Here is a 15,128-nt window from a genome sequence, read left to right on the forward strand (position 1 = left end):
GCGTCGATGAACGACACCCGCCCCGCCGACCTCGGCCGAGCCCCGGGCCCGATCCGGGAGTTGGCCGACCTGCTCGCCTCCCGCGGCACGCCGCTGCGGGAGGAAGCGCTCAGCGGTGCACCACGGGGCGACCGGACGTTGCACGCCACGACCCCCATCGGCATCGTCCGCGTCTGGACGAACTCGGGGTACTGGGGCGTCGACGTCGCCCTGCCCGGCGTGGGTGGCTTCGTGGACGCCGACGTGTGGGCCGCGTGCGCCGAGGGGAGGAAGCTCGCCCGGTTCGACCAGCCCCCACCCAAGCGAGCGGTCGCCTGGGTACGAAGCCTGCTCGAGGCACCGTCGCTGCCCCCCTACGACGCCGACTGCCTGACCCGCATCGCCGGCGAACGCGTGGCCGGACAGGGCCCCGCCACCGGGCGCACCCTGGCCTGGCTCGTCGTGGCGCACATCGTCTTCGTCGTCGTGGCCCTGTGGGGGGCCGCCGCGTTCGACCTGGCGATCCTGCGGATCATGGGCTCCCTCGGGGTCGTGAGCCTCGTGGTCCTGCTGGTGCGCCCCGCGCTGCAGCGGCGTCGCTCCTAGCGCTGCCGAACCCGGCACTCGTCGCCGAGACATTCGACCAAAGTCGGTTCTTGGGAGTGAGGTCGCGCAGAACGGGTGACACGTCCCGCCAACAACGGCAACGATGGTCCCGGCACTCCACACCGCCCGTGGAGTGTGACACCCCTGGCGAAAGGTTCCCCATGTCATCCCGACCTCGTTCGTGGCGCAGTGCGCTCGCCCTGGTTGCGGCTGGTGCGCTGGCACTGTCCACGGCAACGACGGTGCTCCCCGCGGCGTCCGCCCCACCGCCCAGCAAGGCAAAGCCGGACGCCGGCGTCCTGGCCGCACACCTGCTCAACCAACCCATCGCGTGGGAGGCGTGCGACTTCGGCGAGGACCTCAACGCGTTGTTCGAGAACATTCCCGGGCTGGCGTGCGCGACGGTCACCGTGCCGCGCGACTGGCACAACCCCCGTGACGGAAAGACCATCACGCTGCGCATTTCGAAGACGGCGACCGCCACGAATCCGGCCACCCGTGAGGGCATCGCGCTGGTGAACCCGGGCGGGCCGGGCGGTTCGGGCCTGCTGTGGGGGCCGGGCATGGCGTTCCTCGCGCCCGAGCTGGCCACCGAGTACGACTTCTACGGCTTCGACCCGCGCGGCGTGGGGGAGAGCACCCCGCTCGAGTGCGACTACGCCGGTGACCTGGAGACCGCGAGCTACGAGGACCTGGCGCTCGCCTGCCGCAGCAACCCGCTCACCCCGTACATCAACACCGAGCAGACCGCCTACGACATGGACTTCATCCGGGCCCTCATGCGCGAGCCGAAGCTCAGCTACATCGGCTACTCCTACGGCACGTGGCTCGGCAGCTGGTACCAGCGGGTGTTCCCCACGCACACGCACCGCTTCCTGCTCGACTCCTCGACCGATGTGACGCGCAAGTCGCTGCAGGAGACGTGGGACCTGCAGCCGCGCAGCCGCGACCGGCAGTTCCAGGAAGCCATGCTGCCCTACCTGGGCCGCAACGCGGCGACGTTCGGCGCACCCACGAGCGACCCGCAGGAGCTGCGTCGCCTCTGGGAGCAGGCCGGCGGCACCCGCGACCCGCTCGGCCAGCTCATCACGGGCTTCGTCCTGCTGCCCGCGATGTATTACACCGGTGACTACCCGATCGCCGCCGAGATGATCTCCCTGTTCATCGAGTTGGGTGGGTCCGGTGGTGACGAGGCCCAGGCGCTCGCGCAGCTGGAGAAGCTGGTGAAGAAGGCCGCCCAGAACCCGGCCCTGACGGCCGACCAGAAGGCCCGGCTGAACAAGCACCTCGCCGCGGCCAAGCGGGGTGGCCTCGCCGAGGTCTACACGTACACGGGCTTCGAGTTCGAGGCGATCCGCTGCCAGGACGGCCCGTGGAAGCAGTCGCAGGGCTACTGGAAGGCCTGGCTCGCTGACCTCGACAAGAAGGCGCCGTTCATCGCTCCGCTCATGGAGGCCCCGGTGTGCGCCCAGTGGCCGGCGGTCACCGAGATGCCCCAGAAGCTCTCCAAGAAGGACGCCCCGAAGACGCTGATGATCCAGACCGAACTGGACGCCGCGACGCCGTACGAGGCGGGCGTCCGTTCGGCCCAGCAGGTGCCCAACACGTCGCTGATCAGCGTCGACAACGAAGGGTCGCACGCCATCTACCCGTACGGCACCACGTGCGTCGACGACGCGGTGGAGGCGTACATGCTGCGGGGCGTCCAGCCCGCCGCGTTCACCACGTGCCAGGCCAAGCCGCTGCCGTTGGAGGACAAGACGTACGAGGTCGCAGGCTCGATCGGGCCCAAGGGGACGATCAAGTTGAAGATGCGCACCGAGGAGGTCAAGAAGGCCAACGCCATGCTGCGCGACCTGCTGGTCACGCAGTCCCGCTGAACCCGCGCTGGGCGTCCGTTCACCCCCCGGAGGTGTACCGGGGGTCGGAAACCGGGGGGAACGGACGCCCAACCGGCCACAGAAGCCCGATCAGGGGCAAATCACCACTCACAGACACGCGGTTTTCGAGGCCTTCCTAGTAGGATGGACGAGTTCAAGGGTCGCCGCCCCGCACTCAGGAGTGAAGGGCGGCGTCCGCGTGCTAGGAGATGTGAAGTCTGTGACGGACACGAACCAGTCAGCGCCCCGCAACGGGTCGTCGCACTCGGTGGAGGCGGGCGTCTACGACGCGAGCGCCATCACGGTGCTCGAGGGCCTGGAGGCGGTCCGCAAACGGCCCGGCATGTACATCGGGTCGACCGGTGAGCGGGGCCTGCACCACCTCGTCTACGAGATCGTCGACAACTCCGTCGACGAGGCGCTGGCCGGGTACGCCGACCTGATCACGGTGACGCTGCTGCCGGGCGACGGCATCCGGGTGACCGACAACGGGCGAGGCTTCCCGGTCGACCTGCACCCCAAGGAGAAGATCCCGGCGGTCACGCTCGCGCTGACCGTGCTGCACGCGGGCGGCAAGTTCGGCGACGGCGGCTACAAGGTCTCCGGCGGTCTGCACGGCGTGGGCGCCTCGGTGGTGAACGCGCTGAGCGACCACTTCCAGGTCGACGTGAACCGCGACGGGTACCACTGGCGCCAGGAGTTCACCCTCGGCGTCCCCGACTACGACCTGCAGCGGCTGGAGGAGTTGGGCGAGGAGGACGAGATCGGCACGACCGTCACGTTCCACGCCTCGCCGACGATCTTCGAGACCACGCACTTCAACTGGGAGACCCTGGCCAGCCGTTTCCGCGAGATGGCGTTCCTCAACAAGGGGCTCACCATTCGGCTGCGCGACGAGCGACCTGCGGCGTCCACCGAGGGCAACGGCAACGGGAACGGCGCCGGCCTGGATGACTTCGAGGACGACGTCTCCGGCCACCCCGAGGAGATCACGTTCCGCTACGACGACGGCCTGATCGACTACGTGAAGTACCTCACGGGCAACAAGGACACGATCCACCCCACCGTGATCGCGATCGACGCCGAGTCGCCGACCGACAAGCTGTCGCTCGAGGTCGCCATGCAGTGGAATGTCTCGTTCAGCGAGTCGGTGCACACCTTCGCGAACACGATCAACACCCACGAGGGCGGCACGCACGAGGAGGGTTTCCGCGCGGCGCTGACCAACACCGTGAACCGGTGGGGCGAGACGTGGGGGATGATCAAGAAGAAGGAGGACCGGCCCAGCGGTGACGACATCCGCGAGGGGCTGACCGCCATCATCTCGATCAAGCTCGGCGAGCCGCAGTTCGAGGGCCAGACCAAGACCAAGCTGGGCAACACCGAGGCCAAGAGCTTCGTGCAGAAGGTCGTCAACGACCTGCTCGGCGACTGGTTCGAGAAGAACCCGGCCGAGGGCAAGGACATCATCCGCAAGGCCCAGGCCGCCGCTATGGCGCGCATGGCGGCCCGCAAGGCCCGCGACATGGCCCGCAACCGCAAGGGACTGCTCGGCTCGACGAGCCTGCCCGGCAAGCTCGCCGACTGCTCCAGCCGCAACCCGGTCGAGTGTGAGGTGTTCATCGTCGAGGGTGACTCCGCCGGTGGTTCGGCCAAGGGTGGGCGCGACCCGCGCACCCAGGCGATCCTGCCGATCCGCGGCAAGATCCTGAACGTCGAGAAGGCGCGGCTGGACCGCATCCTGGCCAACAAGGAGGTCGAGGCGATCTTCAACGCGCTCGGCACCGGCTTCTCCGACGACTTCGACATCGAGCGCCTGCGCTACCACAAGGTCGTCCTGATGGCGGACGCCGACGTCGACGGCGCGCACATCCGCACCCTGCTGCTGACGCTGCTGTTCCGGTTCCTTCGGCCGCTCATCGCGGCGGGCCACGTCTACCTGGCCCAGCCGCCGCTGTTCCGCCTGCGCTGGACGAACGCGCCGCACGAGTTGGCGTACTCCGACGAGGAGCGCGACCGGCTGCGCGATGTGGGCCTCGAAGGTGGCAAGAAGCTGCCGAACGTGAACCCGATCCAGCGGTACAAGGGTCTGGGCGAGATGGACGCCGAGGACCTGTGGAACACGACCATGGATCCCGAGCAGCGCACCCTGGCGCAGGTGACCCTCGAGGACGCTGCGGCGGCGTCCGACATGTTCAACATCCTGATGGGCGAAGACGTGGAGCAGCGCAGGAACTTCATCCAGCGCAACGCCAAGGACGTCCGGTTCCTCGACATCTGACGACCAGGTCCCTGAGCCAGCTACCCACAGTTCCCTGAGCTTGTCGAAGGGCCAAGGAGAGAACAACCATGAGTGACACGCCCACCTCGCCCGGCACGCCCGAGTCCCCCGACTCGCCGCCGGAGGTCAGCGACGAGATCCACGCCGAGCTCGACAAGGCGGACGCCTTCACCCCCGACCCGGGTGAGAGCCCGGTCGCGGCCGTGGCGTCCGACAAGGACGCCCTGGTGGCGATGACCGGCAAGGTCGAGGAGATCGACCTCAACGAGGAGATCCAGAAGAGCTACCTCGACTACGCGATGTCGGTCATCGTCGGGCGCGCGCTGCCCGACGTGCGCGACGGGCTCAAGCCGGTGCACCGGCGTGTGCTCTACACGATGTACGACGGCGGTTACCGGCCCGACCGCGGCTGGAACAAGTGCTCCCGCATCGTCGGTGACGTCATGGGTAAGTACCACCCCCACGGCGACACGGCGATCTACGACACCCTCGTGCGCCTCGCGCAGCCGTGGGTGATGCGCCACAAGTTGGTTGATGGCCAGGGCAACTTCGGCTCGCCCGGCAACGACGGCGCGGCCGCCATGCGATACACCGAGTCGAAGATGAACCCGCTCGCCATGGAGATGGTGCGCGACATCGACGAGAACACCGTCGACTTCCAGCCCAACTACGACAACAAGGACACCGAGCCGGTCGTGCTGCCGGCCCGGTTCCCGAACCTGCTCGTCAACGGTTCGACGGGTATCGCGGTGGGCATGGCGACCAACATCCCGCCGCACAACCTGCTCGAGGTCAATGCGGCTGTGCAGTGGATGCTGGCCCACCCCGAGGCGTCCAAGGAGGAGAACCTCGCGGCGTGCATGGAGCACGTGAAGGGGCCCGACTTCCCCAACGGCGCGCTGATCGTCGGGCGCAAGGGCATCGAGGACGCCTATCGCACCGGTCGCGGCCTGGTCACCATGCGCGCGGTGATCGACATCGAGGAGGACAACAAGGGGCGCACCCAGCTCGTCGTCACCGAGCTGCCGCACATGTGCAACCCCGACAACCTCGCCCTGAAGATCGCCGAGCTCGTGAACTCGGGGCGTCTCACCGGCATCTCCGACATTCGCGACGACTCCTCGGCGCGCACCGGCCAGCGCCTGGTCATCGTCCTGAAGCGGGACGCCCAGCCGCGCGTGGTGATGAACAACCTGTACAAGTTCACGCCGCTGCAGGACACGTTCGGCTGCAACATGCTCGCCCTGGTCGACTCGGTGCCGCGCACGCTGCGCCTCGACCAGTTCCTGGGCTACTGGATCCGCCACCAGGTGCAGGTCATCCAGCGCCGCACGCAGTTCCGTCTGGAGGACCTCGAGCGCAAGGCCCACCTCGACCGCGGCCTGGTCAAGGCGCTCAACATGCTCGACGAGGTCATCGCGCTCATCCGGGCCAGCAAGACCGCCGACGAGGCGCGCGACGGCCTGAAGAAGCTGCTCGACATCGACGACCTGCAGGCCAACAACATCCTCAACACGCAGCTGCGCCGCCTGGCCGCCATGGAGATCCAGGCGATCATCGAGCGCCTGGCCGCGATGGAGGCCCAGATCGAGGACCTCAAGGACATCCTGGCCAAGCCCGAGCGGCAGCGGCAGATCATCTCCACCGAGCTGCAGGAGATCACCGACAAGTGGGGCGACGAGCGCCGCACGCGGATCATCGCCGCCGACGGTGACCTCTCCGACGAGGACTTCATCCCCGACGAGGACATGGTCGTCACCATCACCTACGGCGGCTACGTGAAGCGGACGCGCTCCGACCAGTACCGCCTGCAGAAGCGCGGCGGCAAGGGCGTTCGTGGCGCGACGCTGCGCTCAGAAGATGAGGTGCAGCACCTGTTCACGGCGTCCAGCCACCACTGGCTGCTGTTCTTCACCAACTTCGGCCGCGTCTACCGCAGCAAGGTCTGGCAGCTGCCCGAGGCGTCCCGCGACGCGAAGGGCGGCCACGTGGCCGGGCTGCTGTCGTTCCTGCCGGACGAGAAGATCGCCTCGATCCAGACGATCCGCACGTACGAGGACAAGCCCTACCTGCTGCTCGCCACCAAGCGCGGCCTGGTCAAGAAGACCGACCTCACGGCGTACGACTCGGCCCGGCAGGCCGGCCTGATCGCCATCAACTTCCGCGACGAGGACGACGAGCTGATCGGCGCTGGGGTGTGCTCGTCGGAGGACGACGTGCTGCTGGTGTCGAAGAAGGGCCAGGCGATCCGGTTCCGCGCCGACGACGCGCAGCTGCGCCCGATGGGCCGCGCGACGTCGGGTGTGACGGGCATGAAGTTCCGCGCCGGCGACGAGCTGTTGTCGATGGCCGTGATCGACGCCGACACCCCCGAGGACGACCGGTTCGTCTTCACGGTCACCGACGGCGGCTTCGCCAAGCGGACGGCCGTGTCGGAGTACCGCCTGCAGGGCCGTGGCGGCCTGGGCATCAAGGCGATGAAGCTGAACGAGGACCGCGGGTCGCTCGTCGGCGGCCTCGTCGTGAGCGAGGACGACGAGGTGATCGCCATCAAGCAGTCCGGCCAGGTGATCCGGTCGTCCGTGTTGGGCGTGCCGGCCAAGGGCCGCGACACCATGGGGGTGAAGTTCGTCACCCTGTCGGGCGACGACACCGTCACCGTGATCGCGCTCTACCCCGAGACGCCGGAGACGGCCGAGGAGGGTGCTGCTGCCGAGGTTGCCGCCGAGGCCGAGGCCGTCGACGCGACGGATGGCGATGCAGCGGCTACCGTTGAGGCACCGGAATCGGAGGATGCGGCTCCGGGCGAGGAGGACAGCGGTGACTGACACCCAACCACAGGAGACGTTGCGTACGGCGTCCGGCAATGAGTTCGAGCCGGTCGCCGAGAAGCGCACGGCGAAGTCCGACACGCGCCCGCGCCCGAGCATCCGCGTGCGGCGGGCCCGCCTGCGCATCTCGCGGGTGGACCCGTGGTCGGTGATGAAGACGTCGTTCCTGTTCTCGATCGCCGCCGGCATCATGACCTGGGTCGCCGTCTACGTGCTGTGGACGCTGATCGGGGCGTCCGGGATGATCGAGGCGATCAACGGCGTGCTGACCACGCTGCTGAGCTCCGACCAGAACCTGACCCCGACCCGGGTCGAGGACTTCGTGAACACCAACAAGCTGATGGGCTTCACGACGATCTTCGCGGTGGCGAACGTCGTGATCCTCACCGCGCTGGGCACGATCTTCGCCTTCCTGTACAACCTGTCCGCCAACATCCTGGGCGGCCTGGAGTTGACGCTCGCCGAGGACTGAGATGTCCGAGCCGCCGGTTCACCCCCGCTCGGTGGCGACGCCCCGACGCCAGTCAGGGCCCGACGAGCCGCTGCGCCCGTGGACGATCCCGAACGCGGTGACGCTGCTGCGCCTGTTGCTGCTCGTGCCGGTGTGCTGGTTCGTGTGGCACGGAGTCCAGGGATCGTGGCTGCCCGTGGTGCTGCTGGCGATCTGGGCCTCGACCGACTGGGTGGACGGCCTGCTGGCCCGGTTGCTCGACCAGCGCTCGAAGCTGGGGGAGTGGCTCGACCCGTTCACCGACCGCCTCGGCATCTGGGGCCTGGCGTTGACACTGTCGGTGTCGGGCGTCATCGGTTGGTGGGTGCTGGGCATCATCGTGGTCGTCGACATGGTGGTCGCTGTTTCGGCGGCCAAGGCGGCCCGGGCCGGTGAACTGGGCGTGAGCTGGGTCGGCAAGTCCCGCACAGCCGTCCTGTTCGTCGCCGTGCTGTTCGTCGTCATGGGCGCCACCGTGTGGCCGGCGGCGGACGCGATCGGCCAGGTGCTCCTGGTCGTCGGTGTGGTGCTGCACGTCATCGCGGCGCTGGGCTACATCACCAAGGCCCAGCGCCACCGCCAGTCGCTGCGCGCCTGACGCCGACAGCCTGCGTTCCCTGCGGCGACAGCCTGCTTTCCGTGCGGCGATCGGGTTGCCGGACTCGATTTGAGCCCCCCGCACCCCGGGCGCTAGAGTGTCTCCCCGGTGCACCGCACAGCGGGCCTATAGCTCAGACGGTTAGAGCGCTGCCCTGATAAGGCAGAGGTCACTGGTTCAAGTCCAGTTAGGCCCACCACGCAAAACCCCCTCCCACTAGGGCAGGGGGTTTTTGCATGCCCACTTCCGAGGATTTCGTGCCCAACATGTGCCCAATCGTGTCGGTTACACCGTCGATCAGGCGCGGAGTGCATGGAGGACTCGAACGAAGTCATCGGCGGTCCGTACGAGCCACTGCACCAGTCGGTCAGCCTGTCCGGGGTCCCGGAAGTCGCCGGGACGCTCACGAATGATGCGGTTGGCCCAGTGTCGGCATCCTGGCGATCGGTGGAAGAAAGCGTGCGTGGCATGTTGGCGGCCCCACTGCTGCACCGACGTCCAAAACGCGGCCTGCTGGACGCCCAGGCCCCCAGGATCTGTGGTTGTCTTGCCTGCCGACGGCGGCGCCTCCTCAGAGTGGACGCATCGATGTCCAGCCCCATTCCGGCCGCCAGTTCGACGGCGTCCATGAACCGCTCCGGGTCGGCACGACCCACCACGTCGACGTGGACCCCCTCCGCACGGAGCAGGTCACGAGGGTCGTCCGTCCGGTGCTGGTCGGTCCAGCGGAATTGGGCAGACAGGGTCCCGCCAGCGTTCAGCACACGCCACGGGTTCGGCATCGGGTGGTTCGCGATCGCCTGCCCCACCGGGACGGGGTGACTGCCGACCACGACCGCTACTTCGCCGTGGGTGGTCCACCGGCCGGAGGGGATCTCGGCCAGCACCGTGGCGACGTCTAGGGCGTGTCTCGTAACCGTTGGAGCCATCTGATGATCGCGTTCAGGACCGCGGCCCCGCGGTAGACGATGCCGAGTTTGTCGTAGCGGGTGGCGAACCCGCGCCATTGCTTGCCGTGGTTGAACGAGCGTTCGACGTGGTTGCGGTTCTTGTAGTCGACCGGGTCGAAGGCGGGAGGTCTGCCTCCGCTGCTGCCGCGGCGTTTCCGGTTCGCGATCTGGTCGGCCGGTTCAGGGATGGTGGTGGTGATCCCTCGCGAGCGCAGCAGCGAGCGGTGCCCGCGGGCGGAGTAGGCCTTGTCGCCCCGCAACCGGTCCGGGGTGGTGCGGGGCCGGCCCGGTCCGATCCGGGGCACCGACAGGTGGTCCAGCAGGACCGGCAGCATCGGCGAGTCACCGGACTGGCCGGCTGACACGACCACGACCATCGGGGCACCGCGGCCGTCGACGAGGTGGTGGATCTTGCTGGTCAACCCGCCCCGGGAACGCCCGATGCCGTGGTCAGACGGTTCCAGTCGCAGATTGTTGTAGTTCGGTGGCGCCCCCTGTGTCCCGGGGCAGGTTGGTGCCGTGCTGGTGCGCCCGGTTGATCGTGGAGTCCACGTTCACTGACCAGTCGATCCGCCCGGCCGCGTCCGCCTGGGCCATCAGCATGGCGTGGATCTTGTCCCAGGTGCCGTCCTCGCTCCACGCTCGGTGCCGGGCCCACACGGTCTGCCACGCCCCGAACTCGGCGGGCAGGTCCCGCCACGGGCTCCCCGTGCGGTAGCGCCACACGATGCCCTCCACCACCAGCCGGTGATCCGCCCACGGCCGGCCACCCCTGGCACCGGCTCGGGGCATCAACGGCGCCAACCGAGCCCAGTCCTCATCGGTCAACACCGGCATCCGACTCACGGGACCTCACCCTGCCCGAGAAGCCCCTGCAGGGTAACGAGACACGCCCTAGGCGCAGTTCCGATTCCCCGTCACGGACCCCCACGAGTTTCTCGTTGGGGCCGGGCCACAGGTCGATGATGCGCTCCGCCAGTGCCTGCCCGCGGTCGGTGATCTCGCTGGCACCCCACGTCGGGTGCTCCGCGATCGTCTGGTTCATCCGCACGCCGCTCTTGGCGAGCATCGTGCGTTTCTGAGAGAACGGCCGGTTGCTCAGCTCGCTGTTGTACCCGGTGAGCGTGAGATTCCCCAGCGTGTGGACCAGGCGCTCGTGCTCGAACGCCACCTCCGCCTCTGCCGGCAAGGTTGCGCCGAACTCGGTGCGCACGGCGTCCGTCAGGGTTTGCGGTAACACGTGCTCGATCGTGAGCTGCCTGGCATCGACCGGCTCCTTCGGACGCAGGGACTCCTCGAGCAGGCCCTTCACCTTCATGCCGGCGATGGCGAGTTGCTCGGCAGCAATGTTCGAGGTGGTGAGTTCGGGCCAGATGGTGGCGCTTCCGCCGCCGTCGAGCGAGACCAAGATGCGGCCGGACACCGGAGAACTTGCCCTTCTTGTGGGCGGCTTGGCGTCCGTGCGTGAACTTCTGCGGTAGAAACCCTTGTTGCCACGACATTCTGTGTTCCCCCCCCCGTCGCGACCAGTGTTACTAGGGTGTTGTTTCCCGGGGAGGCGTTCCCCGGGGCCCCGCCGTGCGTTGCCCGGGCGGCCGCACCGACCGACCGCCCCCCGCCCGCCGCTTGCTTCCCGGAAGGATTGACGTTCATGAACCAGTTGGCCAGCGCGAGGACAGGCGTCCCGGTCAAGGAGGTGACCCACGGCAAGGCCGTCCTCTGGCTGCTCCTCGGCACCCTCTTCCTCTCGGGGACCCCGTTGTGGGTCAAGGCTTCCAACATGGACCCGGCCACGCAAGCCTTCCTGCGTGTCATCCTCGGCTTTCTCATTCTCCTGCCCCTGGGGCTCCACGAAATCCGGCGCAAGGGAGGTCTGCACCGCCAAGGCATCATCCTGGCTGCGATCTCGGGCATCTTCCTCGGAATCGACTTCGTCGCCTGGAACTATTCGATCTTCCTGATCGGTTCCGGTGTCGCAGCGATTCTGCTCAACCTGCAGGTCGTGATCGTGCCGATGCTGACGGCCCTCATCGACAAGGTGAAGTTGCCCAAGTCGTTCGTCTTCATCCTGCCGATCATGATCGTCGGTGTCCTCTTTACCGGCGGCGTCTTCGAGCCGGCTGAGGGTGCGGCCGGCCCGGCGATGATCGGCGGGATCAAGACGTCGGTCATCGGTACCGCCGCCGGTCTCACCTCCGGCCTGTGCTACTCCCTCTACCTGTACCTTTCGCGGAAGGCGTCCACCAGTGCCCCGCGCAAGGACCTCTACATCCAGCCGATGATGTACACGATGCTGGCCCAGGCGGTTGCCCCGGTCATCTGGATGTTCACCGGCGGCAACGGCTTCAACATCACCCGCGGCGTTCTCACCCAGGACCCGACCACCGGCGAGATGGTGCTGCCGACGACGCTGGGCGCCAACCCGTCCCTGCGCGAGGCCACCATGGCCGGCGACCCGATCAACTTCGGCAACTGGGTCGCCCTGGCCCTGCTGATCGTCCTCGGCCAGGCTGCTGCCTGGACCCTCGTCCAGTACGGCTCGGTCTGGCTGCACCCGACCCTGTCCGCCGGCATCCTGCTGCTCTCGCCCGTGACCTCGGTCATCATCGCTGGCCCCCTGTTCGCCGAGTGGCCGTCCTGGCTGCAGTGGGTGGGCGTGGCGCTGATCCTCGCGTGTGTCGGGTGGCAGAACGGGTTGATCCAGGCAGGCGTCGGAGCGCTCACCGGCAAGAGGAGAGCGGGCTCCGCAGAGCTTGGGGCCGATGCTGCCGCCGTTCCACGAGAACGCCAGGGGGCGAGGAGCCGTGCCGTGTTCGCCCTGCTCGGCGCCGCTGCGGTGCTCCTCGGCATCGCCGCCGCCGCACACAACTTCGTGACAGGCCAGATCGGCTGGAACACGGCCTTCACCATCGCGCAGACGGTCGTCGCCGCGGCCCTGATGGTCATCGTCATCCAGGATGGGCAGGGGGGAGGCGAGAGATCCTGACCGCCCTGGCGCGGGTGGGCGCCCGGGTCACGGGCGCCCCCTGGCACTTCCACTCCCCATCCCGTTCCATCTCGTCAACAAAATCAGCTCCATCGATCTAGGAGGAAGACGTGCGGATCACACCGCGAGAACAAGAGAAGCTGCTCATCGTCGTGGCAGCAGACGTTGCCCGCCGCCGGAAGGAGCGCGGCGTGAAGCTGAACCACCCCGAGGCCGTGGCACTCATCACGTCCGAGATCATGGAGGGCGCCCGTGACGGGCGCGCCGTGGCCGACCTGATGAGCTTCGGCACCACCATCCTGACCGCATCCGACGTGATGGACGGCGTCGCCGAACTCATCGACGTGATCCAGGTCGAGGCCACGTTCCCCGACGGCACCAAGCTCGTCTCCGTCCACGACCCCATCCGTGCCGCGGTGGGCGTCGACGCCGGCGAGGCCGGTGCGCGCCCCGGTGAGGTCATCCTCAACGACGAGCCCGTCGTCATCAACGAGGGTCGCGAGGCCATCACGGTCGACGTCAAGAACACCGGCGACCGCCCCGTCCAGGTCGGTTCACACTTCCACTTCGCCGAGGTCAACTCGGCGTTGGAGTTCGACCGCGACGCCACGGTCGGCTTCCGCCTCGACATCCCCGCGGGCACCGCCGCGCGGTTCGAGCCGGGTGACGCCAGAGCGGTGAACCTCGTGGCCTTCGCGGGCAACCGCGCGGTCTACGGGTTCAACAACCGCCACGAGGGCCCACTGGACGCGGCCGCGAGCAAGAAGGAGAACGCATCATGAGCCAGAAGATCGAGCGCCGCCAGTACGTCGAACTCTACGGCCCCACCACCGGCGATGCCGTCCGCCTCGGCGACACCGACTTGTTCGCGAAGGTGGAGCGCGACCTCGCCGTCTACGGTGACGAGGCCGTGTTTGGTGGCGGCAAGGTGATCCGCGACGGCATGGGTCAGAACTCCCGGGTCACGCGGTCGGAGAACATCCCCGACACCGTCATCACCAACGCGCTGATCATCGACCACTCGGGCATCTACAAGGCCGACGTCGGCCTGCGGGACGGCCGGATCTTCGCCATCGGCAAGGCCGGCAACCCCGACGTCCAGGAGGGCGTCGACATCACGATCGGCGTGGCGACCGAGGTCATCGCCGGTGAGGGCAAGATCCTCACCGCGGGTGGCATCGACACCCACATCCATTACATCTCGACCGACCAGATCGGCGTCGCGTTGGCGTCCGGCCTGACGACGATGATCGGTGGTGGCACGGGCCCGGCCGAGGGCACCAAGGCGACCACGATCACGCCCGGCCCCTGGTGGGTCAAGAGGATGCTGCAGGCCACCGATGACTTCCCGATGAACATCGGCATCCTCGGCAAGGGCCACGGGTCCGCCCCCGAGGCGCTGGCCGAGCAGATCACCGCCGGCGCCTGTGGACTGAAGGTGCACGAGGACTGGGGCTCGACCCACTCGTCCATCGACACCTCGCTGAGCGTCGCGGACGAATACGACATCCAGGTGGCGATCCACACCGACACCCTGAACGAGGGCGGCTTCGTGGACGACACGATCGCCTCGATCAACGGTCGCGTGATCCACACGTTCCACACCGAGGGTGCCGGCGGCGGACACGCCCCCGACATCATCAAGATCGCGGGCCTGCCCAACATCCTCCCGGCATCGACCAACCCGACGCTGCCCTTCACGGTCAACACGGCCGAGGAGCACATGGACATGCTGATGGTGTGCCACCACCTGAAGCCGTCCATCCCGGAGGACGTCGCGTTCGCCGACTCCCGCATCCGCAAGGAGACGATCGCGGCCGAGGACGTCCTGCACGACATGGGCGTCTTCGCGATCACCTCGTCCGACTCCCAGGCCATGGGTCGCATCGGCGAGGTCATCACCCGCACCTGGCAGGTGGCCGACTCGATGAAGGCCCAGCGCGGCCCGCTCGAGGGTGACTCCGAGCACGACGACAACAACCGCATCAAGCGCTACATCGCCAAGTACACGATCAACCCCGCCATCGCGCACGGCATCGGCGACGAGGTCGGCTCGGTGGAGGTCGGCAAGTTCGCCGACCTGGTGCTCTGGGACCCGAAGTTCTTCGGGGCCAAGCCCGACCTGGTCATCAAGGGCGGCATCATCGCCAACGCGGTCATGGGTGACGCCAACGCGTCCATCCCGACGCCGCAGCCGCGGACGATGCGCAACCAGTTCGGCGCCCACGGGCGTGCGCGCGGCGAGAGCAGCCTCGTGTTCGTCTCGCAGGCGTCGCTGGACGCCGGCGTCCCGGAGGAGTTGGGCCTCACCAAGAAGCCCTACGCAGTCCACGGGATCCGGAACCTCACGAAGGCCGACCTCAAGCTCAACTGCGAGACGCCCGACATCAAGGTCGACGCGCAGACGTACGAGGTCTCGATCAACGGGGAGGTGCTGACGTCCGAGCCTGCCGAGAAGGTGGCCCTGGCGCAGCGCTACTTCCTCTTCTGATGGAGGAGCCCGGGGGAGGGCCGGTGACACCACCAC

11 protein-coding genes, 1 tRNA gene and 1 pseudogene are annotated in these 15,128 nt (G+C 67.9%); 10 read left to right on the forward strand and 3 right to left on the reverse strand.

Translation table 11 applies throughout. The features are described from left to right. Window positions 1-6: 6 nt before the first annotated feature. From J4N02_RS00080 to J4N02_RS00110, 7 genes are all read left to right on the forward strand, one after another. Entirely contained in the window at window positions 7-585 is a 579-nt protein-coding gene (locus tag J4N02_RS00080) for a hypothetical protein (protein WP_182817366.1), read from the forward strand. A gap of 161 nt (window positions 586-746) precedes the next feature. Then, window positions 747-2,465 (forward strand): alpha/beta hydrolase, encoded by a 1,719-nt coding sequence (locus J4N02_RS00085; protein WP_182817368.1) that lies wholly within the window; start codon window positions 747-749, stop codon window positions 2,463-2,465. Between the two features lie 220 nt (window positions 2,466-2,685). Further along, window positions 2,686-4,746, forward strand: a complete 2,061-nt coding sequence (gene gyrB / locus J4N02_RS00090) for a DNA topoisomerase (ATP-hydrolyzing) subunit B (protein ID WP_375539362.1) — start codon at window positions 2,686-2,688, stop codon at window positions 4,744-4,746. 233 nt (window positions 4,747-4,979) lie between these two features. After that, entirely contained in the window at window positions 4,980-7,574 is a 2,595-nt protein-coding gene (gyrA, locus tag J4N02_RS00095) for a DNA gyrase subunit A (protein ID WP_188334209.1), read from the forward strand. Then, complete coding sequence (locus J4N02_RS00100) at window positions 7,567-8,049, forward strand: DUF3566 domain-containing protein (RefSeq protein WP_182817372.1); 483 nt, start codon at window positions 7,567-7,569, stop codon at window positions 8,047-8,049. Before gyrA ends, J4N02_RS00100 begins: the two co-directional genes overlap by 8 nt. Window position 8,050: 1 nt before the next feature. Further along, window positions 8,051-8,665, forward strand: a complete 615-nt coding sequence (locus J4N02_RS00105; protein ID WP_188334193.1) for a CDP-alcohol phosphatidyltransferase family protein — start codon at window positions 8,051-8,053, stop codon at window positions 8,663-8,665. Window positions 8,666-8,787: 122 nt separating this feature from the next. After that, window positions 8,788-8,864: transfer RNA gene (locus tag J4N02_RS00110), tRNA-Ile, on the forward strand. A gap of 481 nt (window positions 8,865-9,345) precedes the next feature. Here the strand turns inward: J4N02_RS00110 and J4N02_RS17230 are convergent. From J4N02_RS17230 to J4N02_RS00125, 3 genes and pseudogenes are all read right to left on the reverse strand, one after another. After that, a pseudogene (locus J4N02_RS17230) lies at window positions 9,346-9,672 on the reverse strand (MGMT family protein); the annotation flags it as partial. Next, window positions 9,564-10,461, reverse strand: a protein-coding gene (locus tag J4N02_RS00120) for an IS5 family transposase (protein ID WP_375539363.1) whose coding sequence is annotated in 2 segments (ribosomal slippage) — window positions 9,564-10,116 and window positions 10,115-10,461 — 900 coding nt in all. Because the reading frame shifts where the segments join, the coding sequence is not laid out codon by codon here. The pseudogene J4N02_RS17230 and the gene J4N02_RS00120, both read right to left, overlap by 109 nt. Then, window positions 10,433-11,038 carry an HNH endonuclease family protein gene (locus tag J4N02_RS00125; RefSeq protein WP_208091043.1) on the reverse strand — a complete coding sequence of 202 codons (606 nt, stop codon included), beginning with the start codon at window positions 11,036-11,038 and terminating at the stop codon, window positions 10,433-10,435. Before J4N02_RS00125 ends, J4N02_RS00120 begins: the two co-directional genes overlap by 29 nt. 228 nt (window positions 11,039-11,266) lie before the next feature. On the opposite strand from J4N02_RS00125, the gene J4N02_RS00130 reads away from it, so the two are divergent. The 3 genes from J4N02_RS00130 (at window position 11,267) to ureC (ending at window position 15,092) form a co-directional block, all read left to right on the forward strand. After that, window positions 11,267-12,601, forward strand: a complete 1,335-nt coding sequence (locus J4N02_RS00130) for a DMT family transporter (protein ID WP_188334195.1) — start codon at window positions 11,267-11,269, stop codon at window positions 12,599-12,601. A gap of 110 nt (window positions 12,602-12,711) precedes the next feature. Further along, a complete protein-coding gene (locus J4N02_RS00135; RefSeq protein ID WP_182817621.1) occupies window positions 12,712-13,383 on the forward strand; it encodes an urease subunit gamma in 672 nt (223 codons plus the stop codon). Continuing rightward, window positions 13,380-15,092, forward strand: a complete 1,713-nt coding sequence (gene ureC, locus J4N02_RS00140; protein ID WP_188334196.1) for an urease subunit alpha — start codon at window positions 13,380-13,382, stop codon at window positions 15,090-15,092. Before J4N02_RS00135 ends, ureC begins: the two co-directional genes overlap by 4 nt. Window positions 15,093-15,128: the final 36 nt, after the last annotated feature.

The organism is Propioniciclava sp. MC1595, assembly GCF_017569205.1.
In the GTDB taxonomy this organism is placed as follows: domain Bacteria; phylum Actinomycetota; class Actinomycetes; order Propionibacteriales; family Propionibacteriaceae; genus Propioniciclava.

Excerpts from the sequence above, each read along its gene's own strand:
- J4N02_RS00080 (WP_182817366.1), top strand. The coding sequence starts at position 7 with ATGAACGACACCCGCCCCGCCGACCTCGGCCGAGCCCCGGGCCCGATC.
- J4N02_RS00085 (WP_182817368.1), top strand. The coding sequence starts at position 747 with ATGTCATCCCGACCTCGTTCGTGGCGCAGTGCGCTCGCCCTGGTTGCG.
- gyrA (WP_188334209.1), top strand. The coding sequence starts at position 4,980 with ATGACCGGCAAGGTCGAGGAGATCGACCTCAACGAGGAGATCCAGAAG.
- J4N02_RS00105 (WP_188334193.1), top strand. The coding sequence starts at position 8,051 with ATGTCCGAGCCGCCGGTTCACCCCCGCTCGGTGGCGACGCCCCGACGC.
- J4N02_RS00130 (WP_188334195.1), top strand. The coding sequence starts at position 11,267 with ATGAACCAGTTGGCCAGCGCGAGGACAGGCGTCCCGGTCAAGGAGGTG.
- ureC (WP_188334196.1), top strand. The coding sequence starts at position 13,380 with ATGAGCCAGAAGATCGAGCGCCGCCAGTACGTCGAACTCTACGGCCCC.